This window comes from Streptomyces sp. NBC_01013 (genome assembly GCF_045162765.1).
In the GTDB taxonomy this organism is placed as follows: Bacteria; Actinomycetota; Actinomycetes; order Streptomycetales; family Streptomycetaceae; genus Streptomyces.
Genome location: NZ_CP108687.1, coordinates 6375113 through 6394234, shown reverse-complemented (window position 1 = coordinate 6394234; position 19122 = coordinate 6375113). Strand labels below are relative to the sequence as shown.

At 70.3% G+C, this 19122-nt stretch carries 14 protein-coding genes; 2 read left to right on the top strand and 12 right to left on the bottom strand.

The genetic code is table 11. From position 1 onward, the window contains the following. Positions 1 to 51: 51 nt before the first annotated feature. From OG538_RS27830 to uvrC, 12 genes are all read right to left on the bottom strand, one after another. Complete coding sequence (locus tag OG538_RS27830; protein ID WP_406098098.1) at positions 52 to 1611, bottom strand: PH domain-containing protein; 1560 nt, start codon at positions 1609 to 1611, stop codon at positions 52 to 54. After that, positions 1608 to 2111 carry a PH domain-containing protein gene (locus tag OG538_RS27825; RefSeq protein ID WP_406098096.1) on the bottom strand — a complete coding sequence of 168 codons (504 nt, stop codon included), beginning with the start codon at positions 2109 to 2111 and terminating at the stop codon, positions 1608 to 1610. Before OG538_RS27825 ends, OG538_RS27830 begins: the two co-directional genes overlap by 4 nt. Before the next feature lie 4 nt (positions 2112 to 2115). After that, complete coding sequence (gene pgi, locus OG538_RS27820) at positions 2116 to 3768, bottom strand: glucose-6-phosphate isomerase (RefSeq protein WP_406100338.1); 1653 nt, start codon at positions 3766 to 3768, stop codon at positions 2116 to 2118. A 172-nt stretch (positions 3769 to 3940) separates the two neighbouring features. Continuing rightward, entirely contained in the window at positions 3941 to 4276 is a 336-nt protein-coding gene (locus OG538_RS27815; protein WP_078622699.1) for an RNA polymerase-binding protein RbpA, read from the bottom strand. A 108-nt stretch (positions 4277 to 4384) separates the two neighbouring features. Next, entirely contained in the window at positions 4385 to 4621 is a 237-nt protein-coding gene (secG, locus tag OG538_RS27810) for a preprotein translocase subunit SecG (RefSeq protein ID WP_018104607.1), read from the bottom strand. Between the two features lie 111 nt (positions 4622 to 4732). After that, entirely contained in the window at positions 4733 to 5509 is a 777-nt protein-coding gene (gene tpiA / locus OG538_RS27805) for a triose-phosphate isomerase (RefSeq protein ID WP_406098093.1), read from the bottom strand. Between the two features lie 6 nt (positions 5510 to 5515). Next, complete coding sequence (locus OG538_RS27800; protein ID WP_406098092.1) at positions 5516 to 6727, bottom strand: phosphoglycerate kinase; 1212 nt, start codon at positions 6725 to 6727, stop codon at positions 5516 to 5518. A 108-nt stretch (positions 6728 to 6835) separates the two neighbouring features. After that, positions 6836 to 7846 (bottom strand): type I glyceraldehyde-3-phosphate dehydrogenase, encoded by a 1011-nt coding sequence (gap, locus tag OG538_RS27795; protein ID WP_136328654.1) that lies wholly within the window; start codon positions 7844 to 7846, stop codon positions 6836 to 6838. A 257-nt stretch (positions 7847 to 8103) separates the two neighbouring features. Continuing rightward, positions 8104 to 9093, bottom strand: coding sequence for a DNA-binding protein WhiA (gene whiA, locus OG538_RS27790; protein WP_024494235.1), 990 nt, complete (start codon positions 9091 to 9093; stop codon positions 8104 to 8106). Then, positions 9084 to 10115 (bottom strand): uridine diphosphate-N-acetylglucosamine-binding protein YvcK, encoded by a 1032-nt coding sequence (yvcK, locus tag OG538_RS27785; RefSeq protein ID WP_406098089.1) that lies wholly within the window; start codon positions 10113 to 10115, stop codon positions 9084 to 9086. Before yvcK ends, whiA begins: the two co-directional genes overlap by 10 nt. Further along, positions 10112 to 11077: an RNase adapter RapZ gene (gene rapZ, locus OG538_RS27780; protein ID WP_406098087.1), complete on the bottom strand. Its 966-nt coding sequence runs from the start codon at positions 11075 to 11077 to the stop codon at positions 10112 to 10114. Before rapZ ends, yvcK begins: the two co-directional genes overlap by 4 nt. Next, complete coding sequence (gene uvrC, locus OG538_RS27775) at positions 11074 to 13242, bottom strand: excinuclease ABC subunit UvrC (protein ID WP_406098085.1); 2169 nt, start codon at positions 13240 to 13242, stop codon at positions 11074 to 11076. The genes rapZ and uvrC overlap by 4 nt, the downstream gene beginning before the upstream one ends. A 699-nt stretch (positions 13243 to 13941) precedes the next feature. On the opposite strand from uvrC, the gene OG538_RS27770 reads away from it, so the two are divergent. Both OG538_RS27770 and OG538_RS27765 read left to right on the top strand, forming a co-directional pair. After that, positions 13942 to 17802 carry a S8 family serine peptidase gene (locus OG538_RS27770; protein ID WP_406098083.1) on the top strand — a complete coding sequence of 1287 codons (3861 nt, stop codon included), beginning with the start codon at positions 13942 to 13944 and terminating at the stop codon, positions 17800 to 17802. Between the two features lie 230 nt (positions 17803 to 18032). After that, positions 18033 to 19049: a helix-turn-helix domain-containing protein gene (locus OG538_RS27765; protein WP_406098081.1), complete on the top strand. Its 1017-nt coding sequence runs from the start codon at positions 18033 to 18035 to the stop codon at positions 19047 to 19049. The last annotated feature ends 73 nt before the right edge of the window (positions 19050 to 19122 follow it).

Here is a 19122-nt window from a genome sequence, read left to right as displayed (position 1 = left end):
GGTTCGCTCCTCGGAGCGGACCGGGCCTGCGCGTGCACGAGCCCTCCCGGCTCACTCGTCCGGCCGGACCCGCTCCAGGAAGGGCCCCAGCAGTCCCGGGACGGCTTCGGAGGCGAAGGCGAGCCCCTCGGAGGCGTCCGCGTCGTACACCGTGTACGCCCCCGCTCCCGCGGCTGTCGTGGCGGTCACGTTCACCACCCCGGCCCGTCGCTGGAAGTACGACTGCCGGACCGTCCAGCCGATCACCCCGGCCCGCTCCAGCGCGGCCGTGGAGCGGCGCAGGGAGCCCGAGCGGGTCACCAGGTAGCCGCCGCTGAGGGCGTGACCGAGACCGCGGTACGCGTCACGTGCGAGGAGCACCCCCACGGGCAGCCCGGTGAGCGCGCAGCCGAGCGCGATCCAGAGCAGGACGGGCTCCAGCAGGGCGCCGGGCAGAGCCAGCACCAGGACGGGCACCAGGACCGCCCAGTAGGCCCGACGCAGTCGCCGGCCGCGTGCGGCGGGCGGATGAGCCGTCAGGGCGACCCCGGTCGGGGACACCGTCTCGCGCAGCACGGCGGCGGCGGCCGCGTCGGCGACCGGACGGGGAGCGGCGGGCAGCAGGGTGTTGTGGTCGCCGCGCTGCTCCTCGTCGTCCTTGGCCAGTCCGGTGGTGATGGCGTCGACCCGGGCGGCGCCCAGCAGCCGGACGCCAAGTGGCTCGACGAGGTCGACGCCCCGCAGCCGCCGCTCCTCGATGGAGACGGACCGGGAGGTGAGCAGGCCGCGCCGGATGCGCAGGGTGCCGCCCGGTTCGCGTTCGAGGCGGTAGTCCCACCACATCTCGATCCAGAGCGCCAGGGCCCCGACGACGCCGGCGAGTGTCGCGGCGAGGGCCAGGAGCACGATGACGGACAGCAGGGAGGAGTCCCGGAACCGGTCGCTGACCCACTCGATCACCTGGGCCTGTGCCCCGAACCAGTCGCTGACCTGCAGCACGGCCCCGGCCGCGGCGCCGCCGAGGGCGGGTGCGACGAACGAGACCGGTGCGTAGCGGATCCAGCGCGGGTCGAGCGTGACGAGCTCGCCCTCGCGGTGGCTGCCGGACGACCCGGTGGGACCGCGTTCCAGCAGCGTGCGGCGCAGCCGCTCGCCCTCGGCGCGCAGGACCGGGTCGAGTTCGAGGGTGGAGTCGTCGCCGGTGTGCTCACCGGTGCCGATCCGGACGGTGACCAGGCCGAGGACGCGCTGGAGCAGGTGGGCGGTGAGGTCGACGCTGCGGATGCGTTCGCGGGCCAGGGAGCGCTTCCTGACTGTCAGGAGGCCGGTGTGGAGCTCGACCCGGTCGGCACCGACGCGGTAGCGGGTGCGGCGCCGGCGTACGTAGTCGGCGCCGGCACTGCCCGCGATCAGCAGGAGGGCGCCGGCCAGCACCCAGGCGACGGCGGCGGCGAACCCGAACCGTCCGGAGAGCCCGAGCGTCGTCGGTACGGCGGCTCCGGCCGCCACGCCCGCTGTCACGAGGGCCGTGGCCAGGACCGTACGCCGGTCGAGGCGACGCCAGTCCCCCGCCGTGGACCCGCCCCCGTCGTCCGCGACGGTGCCGTCAGGGACGGTGTCCGCCGTGGTCATGTGGCGTCACCGGGTGTGTCCTGGGTGATGCGGGTCAGCCGCTCGGCGAGCTCGGCCGCCAGTTCGTGGTCGAGGCCCTCGATCCGGACCGCGCCCTTGGAGGAGGCGGTGGTGACGGTGACCGTGGCAAGCCGGAAGAGCTGTTCGAGCGGCCCGCGCACGGTGTCCACGGTCTGGATCCGGGACATCGGCGCGATCCGCCACTCCTGCCACAGCACCCCGGTCCGCACGTACACCGCCTCGTCCGTGACCTCCCAGCGGTGGGTTCGGAACCACCAGAGGGGGACGAGGACGGCACAGCCGATGCCGAGGCCCGCGAGCACCGCGGCGGGCAGCAGCAGCCAGAACCGGGCCGGTGCGATGAACGTACCCAGCCCCACCAGCACCACCACCGGCAACGCCGTCAGCAGCAGCCACTGCGCCCGCCACCAGCCGACGGCCCGCGGGGCCGGCGTGTGGGCCGGCGTGCGCAGCCGTACCGCCCCCTCCCCCGTGGCCATGGGCTCAGCGCCCCCGCAGCTCGCGGTACGCGGAGACGAGCGTGGCGGTCGAACTGTCCAGCTCCTCGGCGCCCTTGCCCTCCGTCAGCACCGGTTCGATCCGCTTGGCGAGGACCTTGCCGAGCTCCACGCCCCACTGGTCGAAGGAGTCGATGTTCCAGACGGCGCCCTGGACGAAGACCTTGTGCTCGTAGAGCGCGATCAACTGGCCGAGCACGGACGGGGTCAGCCGGGCCGTGAGGATCGTCGTCGTGGGGTGGTTACCGAGGAACGTCTTGTGCGGAACCAGTTCCTCGGGGACTCCCTCGGCACGCACCTCGTCCGGTGTCCTGCCGAAGGCCAGGGCCTGGGTCTGGGCGAAGAAGTTGGCCATCAGCAGGTCGTGCTGGGCGACCAGGCCGGGCAGAAGCGCCTCGACCGGCTCGGCGAAACCGATGAAGTCGGCCGGGATGACCTTGGTGCCCTGGTGGATCAGCTGGTAGTAGGCGTGCTGACCATTGGTGCCGGGGGTGCCCCAGACGACGGGGCCGGTCTGCCAGTCGACCGGATTGCCGTCCCGGTCCACGGACTTGCCGTTGGACTCCATGTCGAGCTGCTGCAAGTACGCCGTGAACTTGGACAGATAGTGGCTGTAGGGCAGTACGGCATGCGACTGGGCGTCGAAGAAAGCGCCGTACCAGACGCCCAGCAGGCCCAGCAGCAGCGGGGCGTTCTCCTCGGCCGGGGCGGTCCGGAAGTGCTCGTCGACGAGGTGGAAGCCGTCGAGCATCTCGCGGAACCGGTCCGGCCCGATCGCGATCATCAGCGAGAGGCCGATGGCGGAGTCGTACGAGTAGCGGCCGCCGACCCAGTCCCAGAACTCGAACATGTTGGCGGTGTCGATGCCGAAGTCGGCGACCTTCTCGGCGTTGGTCGACAGGGCCACGAAGTGCTTGGCCACGGCGTCCTGACCCGCCCTCAGGCCGGTCAGCAGCCAGTCGCGGGCCGAGGTGGCGTTGGTGATCGTCTCGATCGTGGTGAAGGTCTTCGACGCGATGACGAAGAGCGTCTCGGCCGGGTCGAGGTCGTGCACGGCCTCGTGCAGGTCGGCACCGTCGACGTTGGAGACGAAGCGGACGGTGAGCGAGCGGTCGGTGAAGGAACGCAGCACCTCGTACGCCATGGCGGGGCCGAGGTCGGAGCCGCCGATGCCGATGTTGACGATGTTCTTGATGGGCCGGCCCGTGTGGCCGGTCCACTCGCCGGACCTGACGCGCTCGGAGAAGGCCGCCATCTTGTCGAGCACCGCGTGCACGGCGGGCACCACGTTCTCGCCGTCGACCTCGATCACGGCGTCCCGCGGGGCGCGGAGCGCGGTGTGCAGGACGGCGCGGTCCTCGGTGGTGTTGATCTTGTCGCCGCGGAACATCGCGTCGCGCAGCTCGGCGACCCCGGTGGCCGCGGCGAGCTCACGGAGCAACCGGAGTGTCTCGTCGGTGACCAGCTGCTTGGAGTAGTCGACGTACAGGTCGCCGACGCGCAGGGTGTATCCCGTGCCGCGCTCCGGATCGTCCGCGAACAGCTGTCGCAGATGGGTCGTCCCGAGCTGCTCACGGTGCTCTCCCAGCGCGGTCCATTCCGGCGTCTGGTTGAGCCTGGTTCGACTTTGTGCGTTCATCCCGGACATCAGCCCACTTCTCTCGTTACCGCAGTTCCCCGCTGCCCCACCAACTTAATTGATCAGGGCGGCGGACGGGACAACGGCGGGCTGAGGCACGGCAGAAGCGCTCCGGCCGGGCACCCAGGGGGTGTCCGGCCGGTGAACAGCTTCTACTGAGGCACGAGAGGTGTCAGATCTCGCCGCGGAGTTTGGCAAGCGCCTCGGCGAGGATGGCCTCGCCGTCCGCGTCGCTGCGCCGCTCGCGCACGTACGCCAGATGCGTCTTGTACGGCTCGGTGCGCGGCGGGTCGGGCGGGCTGTCCCGGTCCTGGCCTGCCGGGAATCCGCAGCGCGGGCAGTCCCAGGTCTCCGGTACCTGCGCGTCATGGGCGAAGCTCGGCTGCGTCTCGTGCCCGTTCGAGCACCAGAAGGAGATGCGGGCCCGGGGCGCGGACTCGCCGCGCTCGGCCTCCCCCATCGGCCCCGCTCCGACCCGGCTTCCCCGGATCGCGTTGCCACTTGCCACGGTCGTAACTCCCTGCGTGATGGTGCTCGAAGATGCCCCAGTCTACGTAAGGCCCAACGCGCGTCCAGTGGTTGGAGTTACACCCTCACCGGAATCGCGTACGACGGGTCAGTTGTCCAGCTTGATGAGCAGACCAAGCACCACGATGCACGCGAACCAGCCCAGACCGACCACCACGGTGATCCGGTCGAGGTTGCGCTCGGCGACCGAGGAACCGCCGACGGAGGACTGCATGCCGCCACCGAACATGTCGGAAAGACCGCCGCCCTTCCCCTTGTGCATCAGCACCAGCAGCATCAGCAGCAGGCTGAAGACGATCAGGGCGATCTCGAACCCCAAAATCACGGCTGGTCCCTACTTTCCGAAAATTCCTGACTGCATGTGCGAACAACGGGGGCCGGGAGGCTACCCTCCTCGGCCCCCGCAAGGGTACGACGGATCCGCGCTAGCGCATACTCACTGGTCGCGGAAGCGGACGATCTTGACGAACTCGTCGGCGTCCAGGGCGGCGCCGCCGATCAGCGCACCGTCCACATCGGGCTGCGCCATGATCGCGGCCACGTTGCCGGACTTCACCGAGCCGCCGTACTGGATGCGGACCGCGTCGGCCAGCTCCTGCGAGTACAGCTCGGCGAGGCGGCCGCGGATCGCACCGCAGACCTCCTGCGCGTCCTCGGGGGTGGCGACCTCGCCGGTGCCGATGGCCCAGACCGGCTCGTAGGCGACCACGATGGTCTCGGCCTGCTCGGCCGGGATGTCCTTCAGCGCGCCGTCGAGCTGCGCGAGCGTGTACGCGACCTGGTCACCGGCCTTGCGGATGTCCAGGCCCTCACCGACGCAGAGGATCGGGGTCAGGCCGTGCTTGTACGCGGCCTTCACCTTGGCGTTGCAGACCTCGTCGGTCTCCGCGTGGTACTGGCGGCGCTCGCTGTGGCCGACGGCGACGTAGGTGCACTTCAGCTTGGCGAGCATCGGGCCGGAGATCTCACCGGTGTACGCACCGGAGTCGTGCGCCGAGATGTCCTGGGCGCCGTACTTGATCTTCAGCTTGTCGCCGTCGACCAGCGTCTGCACCGAGCGCAGGTCGGTGAAGGGCGGCAGGACGGCGACCTCTACGGCGTCGTAGTCCTTGTCGGCCAGCGCGAAGGCGAGCTTCTGGACGTGGGCGATGGCCTCGAGGTGGTTGAGGTTCATCTTCCAGTTGCCCGCCATCAGCGGGGTACGGGTGGTCATGAAAGGTCAGTCCTCCAGTGCGGCGAGGCCGGGAAGCGTCTTGCCCTCGAGGTATTCGAGGCTGGCGCCGCCACCGGTCGAGATGTGTCCGAACGCGTTCTCGTCGAAGCCCAGGGTGCGGACCGCGGCGGCGGAGTCGCCACCGCCGACCACGCTGAAGCCCGAGGAGTCGACGAGGGCCTGGGCGACTGCCCGGGTGCCCTCGGCGAAATCGGGGTGCTCGAAGACGCCCATCGGGCCGTTCCAGAACACGGTGGCCGCGTCGGCGAGCTTCGAGGCGTAGAGCTTGTTGGTCTCCGGACCGTTGTCCAGACCCATCTGGCCGGCCGGCATGGCGTCGGCGGCGACGGTGTCGGGGTGGGCCGGGGCCTTGGTCTTGAGGTCCGGGAACGCCGGGGCGACCACGACGTCGACGGGGAGCACGAACTCCACGCCCTTCTCCTCGGCACGCTTGAGGTACTCCAGAACGACCGGGATCTGGTCCTCCTGCAGCAGCGAGCTGCCGACCTCGTGGCCCTGGGCCTTGAGGAAGGTGTACGCCATGCCGCCGCCGATGAGGATGCGGTCGGCGCGCTCCAGGAGGTGGTCGATGACACCGAGCTTGTCGGAGACCTTGGCGCCGCCGAGCACGACCGCGTAGGGGCGCTGCACGTCGTCGGTGAGCTTCTTCAGGACGCCGACCTCGGTGGCGATCAGGTCGCCGGCGGCGTGCGGGAGCCGGGCCGGGAGGTCGAAGACCGAGGCGTGCTTGCGGTGGACGGCTCCGAAGCCGTCGCCCACGTACAGATCGGCGAGCTCGGCCAGCTGGTCGGCGAACGCTCCGCGCTCGGCGTCGTCCTTGGACGTCTCACCGGCGTTGAAGCGGAGGTTCTCGACGACGGCGACCTGGCCGTCGGTGAGCGCGGCAACGGTGGCACGGGCGGACTCGCCGACCGTGTCGGTCGCGAAGGCCACGTCGGTCCCCAGCAGCTCGCCGAGGCGGGCGGCCGCGGGAGCCAGCGAGAACGCCGGGTCCGGGGCGCCCTTGGGGCGGCCCAGGTGCGAGGCGACGACGACCCGGGCGCCGGCCGCTGCCAGCTTCTCGATGGTCGGCTGGACGGCACGGATGCGTCCGTCGTCGGTGATGGTGGTGCCGCTGAGCGGCACGTTGAGGTCGGCGCGGACGAATACGCGCTTGCCGGTGACCCCTTCGGCGAGAAGTTCGTCGATCGTCTTCATCTGTCTGGACTCCTTGGAGTACGAGGGAGCATGCGACGGGGCCCGAACGGCGCTGCGTTGCGCTGTTCGAGCCCCGTGCTCACATCGAGGTGCCTGCCGATCCGAGGATCAGAGCTGGCCGCCGACGAAGACGGTCAGGTCGACGAGACGGTTGGAGTAACCCCACTCGTTGTCGTACCAGCCGAGGATCTTCACCGTGTTGCCCTCCTGGACCATGGTCAGGGAGGAGTCGAAGGTGCAGGACGACGGGTCGCCGACGATGTCCGAGGACACGATCGGGTCCTCGGTGTACGTGAGGAAGCCCTTGAGGTCGCCGTCGTCGGAGGCCTTCTTGAACGCGGCGTTGACCTCGTCCTTGGTGACCTCGCGCTGCAGGGTCACGACGAGGTCGGTGGCGGAACCGGTCGGGACCGGAACACGCATCGCGATGCCGTCGAGCTTGCCCTTGAGCTGCGGCAGGACCAGGGCGGTGGCCTTGGCGGCACCCGTCGTGGTCGGGATGATGTTCTCCGCGGCGGCGCGGGCGCGACGCAGGTCGGAGTGCGGGAAGTCCAGGATGCGCTGGTCGTTCGTGTACGCGTGGACCGTCGTCATCAGGCCCTTGACGATGCCGAAGTTCTCGTCGAGAACCTTGGCCATCGGCGCCACACAGTTGGTGGTGCAGGAGGCGTTGGAGATGACGTGGTGGTTGGCCGCGTCGTACTTGTCCTGGTTGACGCCCATCACGATGGTGATGTCCTCGTCCTTGGCCGGAGCCGAGATGAGGACCTTCTTGGCGCCGCCCGCGATGTGCTTGGCGGCGTCGGCCTTCTTGGTGAAGATGCCGGTCGACTCGATGACGATGTCGACGCCCAGCTCGCCCCACGGGATGTCCGCCGGGTTGCGCTCGGAGAGCACCTTGATGGTGTGGCCGTCGACGGTGATGGTGTCGGCGGTGTGGCTCACCTCTGCCTTGAGACGACCCAGAATGGTGTCGTACTTCAGCAGGTGGGCCGTGGTCGCAGTGTCACCCAGGTCGTTGACAGCCACGATCTCGATGTCCGCACCCTGCTCCAGCAGCGCGCGGAAGTAGTTACGACCGATGCGGCCAAAGCCGTTGATGCCTACGCGGATCGTCACGAACCGATCTCCTCGTTAGGTACGCCGGTTTTCGACGCCGGCGAGTTGTATGGGATGTCCCCGACCGCCTCCGACCCTACCTCTCCGAAGCCCTCGGGGTGACATCGAGCAGGGCCGCAGGACCGGCGGAGGCCCGTACTCCCCAGTAGGAGTACGGGCCTCCGGTTGTCCGGCCCGCCCGCCGCGACGACTACGCAGTGTCAACAGCCGCGGGTGCGCGGCGCGTTCCCGGCGCAGCTCGCCGGCACGTGCGCGAATCAGCCGACCAGGCCGTCGGCCAGCTCTTCGCTGAGGGTGGATTCCGTGCTGGGGATCCCGAGGTCCTGGGCCCGCTTGTCGGCCATCGCCAGAAGGCGGCGGATCCGTCCGGCGACAGCGTCCTTGGTCAGCGGCGGGTCCGCGAGGGCGCCCAGCTCCTCCAGCGAGGCCTGCTTGTGCTCCATGCGCAGCCGGCCGGCCGCCGCGAGGTGCTCGGGGACCTCCTCGCCGAGGATCTCCAGCGCGCGCCCGACGCGGGCTCCCGCGGCGACCGCCGCCCTGGCGGACCGGCGCAGGTTCGCGTCGTCGAAGTTGGCCAGCCGGTTGGCAGTGGCGCGGACCTCGCGCCGCATCCGCCGCTCCTCCCAGGCCAGCACCGACTCATGGGCGCCGAGCCTGGTGAGCAGGGCACCGATCGCGTCGCCGTCCCGGACGACGACCCGGTCCACGCCGCGCACCTCACGGGCCTTCGCCGCGATGGAGAGCCTGCGGGCGGCACCGACCAGCGCGAGCGCCGCCTCCGGGCCCGGGCAGGTCACCTCCAGCGAGGACGAGCGGCCCGGCTCCGTGAGCGAGCCGTGGGCCAGGAAAGCCCCGCGCCAGGCGGCCTCGGCGTCGCAGGTGGCCCCCGAGACCACCTGCGGGGGGAGTCCGCGGATGGGTCGGCCTCGACCGTCCACCAGGCCCGTCTGCCGGGCCAGCTGGTCGCCGCCCGCCACCACCCGCACTACGTAGCGGGAACCGCGCCGCAATCCGCCGGGAGCCATCACGATCAGCTCCGAGCTGTGCCCGAAGATTTCGAGAATGTCCCGCTTCAGCCGGCGCGCCGCCATCGCGGTGTCCAGCTCAGCCTCGATCACAATCCGGCCGCTCACCAGGTGCAGCCCACCCGCGAACCGAAGAATCGCCGAGACCTCTGCCTTCCTGCAGCAGGTCCGGGTGACGGGAAGCCGAGAGATTTCGTCCTTCACCGCTGGCGTCATCGCCATGGGCCGATCCTTCCATGCATCCGAAAAATACGGTCGTACGCGGCGGCCAACAGCTCCGGGTCGTGAATCGGATCGCCGTCGGGTGAGGCCACGGGCGCCAGCTCGACCGCGGCGCCGAGCCGTTTTGCGGCGTCGGCGAGGGACTCGCGGTCGGGCACGGCGGCCTCGTCGGCCAGCACCACGTCCAGGGCGAGTTTAGGGGCGTGTCGTCCCAAAACCTCCAAATGACGCTGCGGAGAGAAGCCATCTGTTTCACCGGGTTGCGGTGCGAGGTTCAGCGAGAGGACCTTCCGGGCCTTCGTTTCGATCAGTGCGTCCAGCAGATCGGGCACGAGCAGATGCGGAATGACCGAGGAGAACCAGGACCCGGGGCCGAGCACCACCCAGTCCGCGTCCAGGACCGCGGCGACCGCCTCGGGGACGGCCGGCGGGTTGTGGGGGACGACGTGCACGGACTGGACCTCGCCCGGGGTGAGCGCCACGGTGGCCTGGCCGCGCACCGTGTCCACGTCCTCCGGGCGCTCCGGGTCGTGCCCCTTCACGAGCGCCTGGAGCTCCAGCGGCACGGCGGACATCGGCAGCACCCGCCCGTGCGCCCCCAGGAGCTTGCCGACCAGGTCCAGCGCCTGCACGTGGTCGCCGAGCTGCTCCCAGAGGGCGACGATCAGCAGATTGCCGACCGCGTGTTCGTGCAGGTCGCCCTTGGACTGGAAGCGGTGCTGGATGACCCGGGCCCAGGTCTGGCCCCATTCGTCGTCGCCGCACAGGGCGGCCAGCGCTTTGCGCAGGTCGCCGGGCGGCAGGACACCCAGCTCCTCACGGAGCCTGCCGCTGGATCCGCCGTCGTCGGCGACGGTGACCACGGCGGTCAGATCTCCGGTGATCCGCCGCAGCGCGGTGAGCGAGGCGGAGAGGCCCATGCCGCCGCCGAGCGCGACGACCTTGGGCTGTGCGCCGCGCTTGCGGCCGGACAGGGGGGCGCCCCTGCGCAGCCTGCGCAGACGCATGTTGCGACTGGTCACTCGCGCCCCATGTCCCGGTGTACGAGCACGGTCTCGATCCCCTCGGTGGCGAGCCGGGCGGCCAGCTTCTCCGACATGGCCACGGAGCGGTGCTTGCCGCCCGTACAGCCGACGGCGATGGTCACGTAACGCTTGCCCTCGCGACGGTAGCCCGCGGCGACGAGCTGGAGCAGCTCCGTGTACTGGTTGAGGAACTCCTTGGCGCCCGGCTGGTCGAAGACGTACGCGGACACCTCCTCGTTGAGCCCGGTGAAGGGGCGCAGCTCGGGGACCCAGTGCGGGTTGGGCAGGAAGCGGCAGTCCACCACCAGGTCGGCGTCGACGGGCAGCCCGTACTTGTACCCGAAGGACATCACGGTGGCGCGGAGCTCCGGCTCCTCGTCACCGGCGAACTGGGCGTCCATCTTGGCGCGGAGTTCGTGCACGTTGAGGCTGGAGGTGTCGATCACCAGGTCGGCGTCGCCGCGCAGCTCGCGCAGCAGATCGCGCTCGGCGGCGATTCCGTCGACGATGCGGCCGTCGCCCTGGAGGGGGTGCGGGCGGCGGACCGATTCGAAGCGGCGGACCAGTGCGTCGTCGGAGGACTCGAGGAAGACGATCCGCCGGGTGACGCCCTTGGCCTCCAGGTCGGAGAGGGACTCCCGCAGGTTGTCGAAGAAGCGGCGGCCCCGGACGTCGACGACGACGGCGATCCGCGCCACATTGCCCTGCGAGCGGGCACCGAGCTCCACCATGGTGGGGATCAGCGCGGGCGGCAGGTTGTCCACGACGAACCAGCCGAGGTCCTCCAGACACTTGGCCGCCGTGCTGCGGCCGGCGCCCGACATTCCGGAGATGATCACCAGCTCCGGGATGGCCACCGTGCTGTCGCCCGTCTCGATCGAGGTGCCCGTACTCACGTGTGCTGCTCCGTCTGCTCGGTCTGTGCGGTCGTGCCCGTGTTCATTCTCGTTCTCGGTCATGTCGTGCTGCCCCCGTCGTCCTCTTCAATGATCTCTCCTGTCGCCGTGTTCACGGCGGGCGTGGCCGGGGCGGCCGCGGCGAGGGCGACAGCCACTGATTCCGCCGTCCTGCGGCCTATCCCCGGAACCGCGCAGATCTCGTCGATTGTCGCCTGCTTCAGCTTCTTGACGGAGCCGAAATGCTTGATCAGCGCCTGCTTCCGGGTCTCCCCGAGACCGGCGACCGCGTCCAGGGGGCTGGAGCGGATGCGTTTGGCCCGCTTGGCGCGCTGATAGGTGATGGCGAAACGGTGTGCCTCGTCCCGGACGCGCTGGAGGAGGTAGAGGCCCTCACTGGAACGGGGCAGGACGACCGGGTCGTCGTCATCGGGCAGCCAGACCTCTTCCAGGCGCTTGGCCAGGCCGCAGACGGCGATGTCGTCGATCCCCAGCTCGTCCAGGGCGCGCTTGGCCGCGGCGACCTGGGGCTGCCCACCGTCGACCACGAGGAGCTGCGGCGGGTAGGCGAAGCGCTTGGGCCGGCCGTCGTCCTCACGCGGCTCGGCGGGTTCGGCGTCCACGGGGCCGGCCGGTGCGGGGCCGGCGGATGCGGGCGCGGCGGCTTCCCGCACACCGACGGCTTCGGCGCCGGGTGCGGTGATGGCCTCGGGACCGGGCGGGACGGCTCCCACGACAGCGGGGTCGGCGGCCCCGGGCGGGGCGGCCGCAGTGGGGCCCGGGACGGCGCCCGTGGCGGCGGCTCCCTCCTCCCACTCCCCCGTCCGTTCCTTCTCCTGGAGGTAGCGCCGGAACCGCCTGCTGATCACCTCGTGCATCGAGCGGACGTCGTCCTGCCCCTCGAAGCCCTTGATCTGGAAGCGGCGGTACTCCCCCTTGCGGGCGAGGCCGTCCTCGAAGACCACCATCGACGCCACCACGTCGTCGCCCTGGAGGTGGGAGATGTCGAAGCACTCGATGCGCAGCGGGGCCGTGTCGAGGCCGAGCGCCTCGGCGATCTCCTCCAGGGCCCGGGACCGGGTGGTCAGGTCGGAGGCCCGCTTGGTCTTGTGCAGCCCCAGGGCCTGCTGGGCGTTGCGCTGGACCGTGGCCATCAGGTCCTTCTTGTCGCCGCGCTGCGGGATGCGCAGGCTGACCTGGGAGCCCCGGCGGCCGGCCAGCCACTGGGAGACCGCCTCGGGGTCCTCGGGGAGGGCCGGGACGAGGACCTCCTTGGGGACGGAGTCGCCGGTCTCCTCGCCGTACAGCTGCTGGAGGGCGTGCTCGACGAGGCCCGCGGTGTCGACGTTCTCCACCTTGTCGGTGACCCAGCCGCGCTGGCCGCGGACCCGGCCGCCCCGGACGTGGAAGATCTGGACCGCCGCCTCCAGCTCGTCCTCCGCGACCGCGATCAGGTCGGCGTCGGTGGCGTCGGCGAGCACGACCGCGCTCTTCTCCATGGCGCGCTTGAGCGCCCCCACGTCGTCGCGCAGGCGGGCCGCGCGTTCGTACTCCATCTCCTCGGCCGCCGCCGTCATCTCCTTCTCCAGGCGGCGGATGTACGCGCCCGTGCGACCCGCCATGAAGTCGCAGAAGTCGTCGGCCAGTTCGCGGTGCTCCTCGGGGGTGACGCGGCCGACACAGGGGGCCGAGCACTTGCCGATGTAGCCGAGGAGGCAGGGGCGGCCGGTCCTGGCGGCGTTCTTGAAGACACCGGCGGAGCAGGTACGGACGGGGAAGACCCGGAGCATCAGGTCGACCGTCTCGCGGATCGCCCAGGCGTGCCCGTACGGACCGAAGTAGCGCACGCCCTTCTTCTTGGCGCCGCGCATCACCTGGACGCGGGGGAACTCCTCGTTGAGCGTGACCGCGAGGTAGGGATAGCTCTTGTCATCGCGGTACTTGACGTTGAACCGGGGGTCGAACTCCTTGATCCAGGAGTATTCGAGCTGGAGGGCCTCGACCTCCGTGGAGACGACGGTCCACTCCACGGACGCGGCGGTGGTCACCATCGAGCGCGTGCGGGGATGGAGGCCGGCCAGGTCCTGGAAGTAGTTGGCCAGGCGCTGGCGCAGGCTCTTCGCCTTCCCGACGTAGATCACCCGGCGGTGTTCGTCGCGGAATTTGTAGACCCCCGGGGAGTCGGGGATCTGTCCCGGCTTGGGGCGGTAGCTGGAGGGGTCTGCCATGTCTCCCACCCTACTGGCGCCCAGTGACAGCACGCTGTCGCGCGTGGCTCTCCTGGTCAGCCGCGTGCACGGGTTGCCGGGCGGCCGCCGCGCCCCGCGGCGGCTGCGCAGGATCGTGGCACCGCGGAGGGTGAGTGGGCCCGCGGTTGCGCTGCCGGAGCCCACGCTCCGGGAGTGCCCCGGTGACGGCCGACGCGATGGCCGGTCCGGACCGCGCGGGGACGGACCCGGACCGTCCTTCGGCCTGCTCCTCTCCGGAGCGCCGGCGGCCGCCGGCGCGCTCCGCCCGGGTGACGGGATCCGGGCGGCTCGTGACGCGGAGTGCACCTGTCGCACTTCCTCTCCTTCGAACCGTCTCCGACGGTCCCTGACCGGCCAGGCACCGGCGCTGTCCTCCCGGCCGGACCCGGACACGCTCGGCGCCCCCCGGTGCCGGTGCACGGTCCACGTGTCGGCACGCCTCCGCCGTGCAGGGTGGCGGCCCTTCACGTAGCGGGGTCCGGCATGCGAACGAACGCGCGTGGCGACAAGGCGCCATCTGACGCACAGCCGCCACGGCGCATCTGGTTCTCGTGCGCTGCGGGCAACTAGGTTCCGGCGTGCGCGGCATCGTCCGGACGTTCGGTTGGTTCACTGTGGTGTGACCGAGCACCAGTTCCCCTGACGCGCACGCCTGTTGAGCCTGTGTAAGGAGTCCTGATGCGTACAACCCGCGAGAGACGACGGCGTAGCGCTGCCGTCGGTGCGGTGGCGACGGCGGTCGTCCTGTCTCTGACGAGCCTGCCCGGCGCGGCAGCAGCCGTGCCGCAGTCGGCCGGCCCGAGCGCCTCGGGCGCACCGTCCACCCAGCAGAAGGGGTCCACCACCTCCACGGTGACCCTGGTCACCGGGGACAAGGTCGCGCTGACTACCGGGCCGGACGGCAAGCAGTCGGTGAACATCCTCTCCGGTACCGGAACGTCCAAGACGTTCCAGACCTCCGGCGGAAAGAACGGCGACCTGTACGTCTACCCCGAGGACGCCATGGCCGCCCTCGCCTCCAGCACGGTGGACGGCGAGTTGTTCAACGTCACCCGGATGATCAGGGACGGCTACGGCGACGCGAAGACCGACGAGGTCCCCGCCATCGTCGACTTCCAGGGGAAGCAGACCGCCGCTGCCCTGAAGCAGAAGACCGAGGACCTACCGGGCAGCGACAGCGAGCGGGTCATGCCCCGGCTGGGGCTGTCCGCGGTGCGCGTCGACAAGCGCCTTGCGAAGGGCTTCTGGCAGGCCGTCAAGCCCACCCGCTCGCTTGCCAGGGGCGCCGGTCCGGCGGTCACGCCAGGCACCGCCGGGGTGAGCAAGCTGTGGTACGACGGCAAGGCGCAGGTCTCACTGGACAAGAGCGTGCCGCAGATCGGCGCCCCGGAGGCATGGGCCAAGGGGTACGACGGCAAGGACGTGAAGGTGGCCGTGCTGGACACCGGTGCCGACCTGAACAACGCCGACATCAAGTCCGAGATCGTCCAGAGCCAGAGCTTCATCAGCGGCCAGACGGTCCAGGACGGTCACGGTCACGGCACCCACGTCGCGTCCACCATCGCGGGCAGCGGCGCCGACTCGGGCGGCAAGTACAAGGGCGTCGCCCCCGGCGCCGACCTGCTGATCGGCAAGGTGCTCGACAACAGCGGGCACGGCCCGGACTCCAGCATCCTGGCCGGTATGGAGTGGGCGGTCGAGCAGGGTGCCGATGTCGTCAGCATGAGCCTCGGCGGGACCGACACACCGGGTGAGGACGCGCTGACCAACGCGGTCAACTCGCTCAGCGCCTCCTCGAACACCCTGTTCGTCATCGCCGCCGGCAACTCAGGCCCCGGTGAGAGCACCCTCGGCACCCCCGGCGCCGCCGACGCGGCCCTCACCGTCGGCGCCGTCGACAAGTCCGACGCGCTCGCCGACTTCTCCAGCCGGGGCCCGCGCCTCGGCGACATGGCGATCAAGCCGGAGATCACCGCCCCGGGCGTGGACATCGTCGCCGCTCGTGCGGCCGGCACCAACCTGGGCACTCCGGTCGGTACCGACTACACCACGCTCAGCGGCACCTCGATGGCCACCCCGCATGTGGCCGGCTCCGCCGCGATCCTCAAGCAGCGCCACCCCGACTGGACCGGGCAGCGCATCAAGGAAGCACTGACCGCGCACGCCAAGTCCGCTGCCGACCAGACCGTCTACCAGCAGGGTTACGGCCGGGTCGACATCCCCGCCGCCCTCGACCCGACGCTGGAGCTGTCCGGCACCGCCGACTTCCGCGTCATACCGTGGCAGAAGGGCACCTACCCCACGCGCAGCCGCACCCTGACGCTGCACAACGACGCCGCCACCGACACCGTGGTGACCGTGGCGGCCGACGCCAAGGACGCGAGCGGAACCGCGGTCCCGTCCGGCACACTGTCGCTGTCGGGAGCGGGCCTCTCCGACGGCCGGGTCACCGTACCGGCCGGCGGCACCGCCGAGGTCGTCGTCACGCTCGACAACAACGGCCTGAAGGCCGGCCAGTACGGCGGATCGGTCACCGCCACCTCCGACAGCGGCGAGTCGGTGCACGCCGCGCTCGGCTTCGTCACCTCGGTCGAGCAGCACGACGTCACGCTCAAGGTCACGGACCGCTTCGGGAAAGCCCCCAGTGCGCTCAGGTTCACCCTGCACGGGATGGACAACCACTTCTGGCAGAGCCAGACCATGTACGCCAATGGCACGGCCACCCTGTCGGTGCCGCTCGGCAAGTACTCCATCGAGGGCTCGCTCTACTCGGCGGACCCTGCCGGGGGAGCGATCTCCTACGCGGCCGACCTGTTCAGCGTGCCGAACATCGAGGTGAGTGACCGGGACCAGATCCTCACCGTCGACGGCACCACCGCCACCGACCTCAGCGTGAAGATCAAGGGGGAGAAGCGGCCGCTGGAGAACGGCCAGGTGTCCACGTTCATCGTCCGTGACCCCGGCACCGCCGGCGGCTACTCCAGCTTTAGCGGCATCGCCAACCTGCTCAACCTCACCGACCTCAGGCAAGGTGCCATCCCCAGCGCCGCCGCCACCACCGGCGCGCTGCGCCTGGAGACCGCCCTGGCCCAGCGCGAACCGCTGGTCCAACTGGAGGTGACGGGCCCCGGGCACGTGACCGTCCCGCTGAAGTCCTCGGTGTACGCGAAGCGCTTCGAGGGAACCAAGCGCACCGAGCTGGTCGACCTGGGCGCCGGCACCGAGCAGGACTTCGCCGGTACCGACGTAAAGGGCAAGACCGTTCTGGTCTCCGTGGCCGACGTCACCAAGGCGGACGACCAGGCGGCCAGGGCCACGGCTGCCGGAGCCGTCGCGGTGATCGTGGCCCCTGCAAACCCCGGGCCGAGCGGAAGCGGCGTCCTCGCCGGACAGGCCATCCCGGTCGCCCATGCCACGTACGACAACGCCGCAACCCTCAAGGCTCTGCTGGCCAAGGACAAGGTCCGGATCGACCTGAAGGGCGTCCTGGAGTCGGGCTACACCTACAACCCGCACTTCACCGACGACCGGATCCCCGCCGACTTGGCCATGACCGTCGACGTCAAGGACTTCGCCAAGGTCACCCATACGTTCCACTCCGACGGCGCCCGGCGCCTGGGCGCCGAGAACATGAACATCTGGGGTGCCCTGCAGGCGACCACGGGCTCCGTCGGCCAGCCCCTCTACCAGGGCACGACCCGCGACGACTACTTCCTCGCAGGCACCGGGGTGACGTACCAGCCGAGCGTGTCGGCTACCTTCAACTCCTCCACCTGGACGATGAACGGCCAGCGCGCCACCTACCTCACCCCGGGCAAGTCCTACACCGGGAGCTGGTTCGACGCGCCGATGCGCGTGTCCCCGTACGAGTTCGGGCCGTGTCTGTTCTGCCGCTCCGACGTCTGGCAGAAACTCCCCGGCTGGAACGGTGCCGACAACGATCCCACCCACACCCTGTCGGGCCTGACCGGCACCTGGAGCTACTACCGCAACGGCGAGCCGATCACCGGTTTCGGCGAGCTGGCGCAGGAGAAGGCGGACTACCGGTACGTCTTCGACCAGAAGCTGGCCACCGACCTCCCGGGCGTCGAGCTCGGCAAGCAGATCCACACCGAGTGGAACTTCAGCCAGGCGGCACCGACCACCATGGCCATCAAGGGCTGCGACACAGAGTTCGTCCCCGCGCCCAAGTTCTGTGAGTCCATGCCGGTGATCCTGCTCGACTACGACCTGCCGCTGAACGTGCTCAACCAGGCGCGGGCCGGACTGCCGTACACCTTCACCGTGAACGCGGGACGCCCCAAGGGCTGGGCCGGCTCCACCGCGATCGCCGGCGCCAAGGTCTCGGTCTCCTACGACGACGGCGCCACCTGGAAGTCCGCCGCGATGCTGCGCAAGGACGACAACTCCTTCCAGGCACTGCTGTGGCACCCCGAGCTGGCCGACACCAACGGCTTCGTGACCCTCAAGACCGAGGTCTGGGACTCCGCGGGCAGCCGAACGGTCCAGACCGTCACCCGGGCCTACGCCCTCAAGTGAGGTCCTGAACGATCAGTCCGTCGGGCGGAAACCTGGCGCCCGGTGCGGGGAGAATTCCCTGCGCCGGGCGCCCTGCCTGCGTAAACGGGCCGTACTGTCATCGCGTTCACGGATGCACGAACCCGCGGCCATGCCGCCGGCCCGGGTGGAACAAGGTGTCCCGAACACGCTACGACGCCAGGTGATCCGGGCGGACGGGCCTTTCCGGAGCCTTTGAGGGAGATGCGCAGATGCTGGAGACGCTCGGGTTGAGCAACGCCGAGTCGCAGGTGTACCAACTGCTCGTCCGCGCCGGACGGGCTGATGCGGACCGGATCCACTACCACCTCAGCCTCAGCGCCGGGCATGCGGCCGAGGCCGTTGACGGACTCGTCGAGAAGGGGCTGGTGACCGTCACCGACGAGTTGCCGGCACAGCTGATTCCGTCCCCGCCGGACATAGCGGGGGAGGTGTTGCTGATGGCGCGTATGAATGAGCTGAAGACAGCCCGGGGTGCCCTGGACCGGCTCGCCGGGGAGTACCACAGAGCACCCCGCACCGAGGGCACGGAGGGCATGGCCGAGGTCACCTCCGAGGCGGAGGTGGCTCTGCGCTACCAGCAGATCCAGCGCACGGCGCGCCGGGAGGTCGTGCGGTTCGACGCCCCGCCGTACCTGGTGTCCGAGCCCGTCAACGGGGTCGAGCTCGAGCGGCTGGCCGCGGGGGTGACGTACCGGACGGTCTACGACCGGATGGCCCTGGAGCGCGACGGGGCACAGAAGGAGATCCGCCAGTACACCGAAGCGGGAGAGCGCGCCCGGGTCCTTCACCATGTGCCGGTCAAGATGATCATCGTCGACGGGTCCACGGCTCTCCTCGCCGTTCGCACCGGCGCGTCGCGAAGACAGACGGTCGTTCACATCTACGCGGGCCCGCTCCTGGACGCGTTGGTCGCTCTGTTCGAGATGGCGTGGGAGTCCGCGCTGCCACTGCACCCCACGGCCGATCAGTCGCGGTGCGACCTCGCCGACGAGGACATCGAGCTGCTGACCCTGCTGCTCGCCGGACTCACCGACCTCGGCATCGCCCGACAGCTGCGGATCGGACGACGGACCGTGCAGCGCCGGGTGAGGGAGCTGATGGACCGGGCCGCCGCCTCCAGCCGGATCGAGCTGGGCTGGCGGGCTGCCCGCCTGGGGTGGATCGTCGGGCCGGGGGATCAGGTCACGCCGCCGGAGTCACTGCCGGAGACACACACGCGCGGGTAGTCACGCCGACCGCACCGCTGCGACCCCGTCGCGAAACAGCGCCGCTGCGGGCCGCTCTCACGCTCGCCGGCCC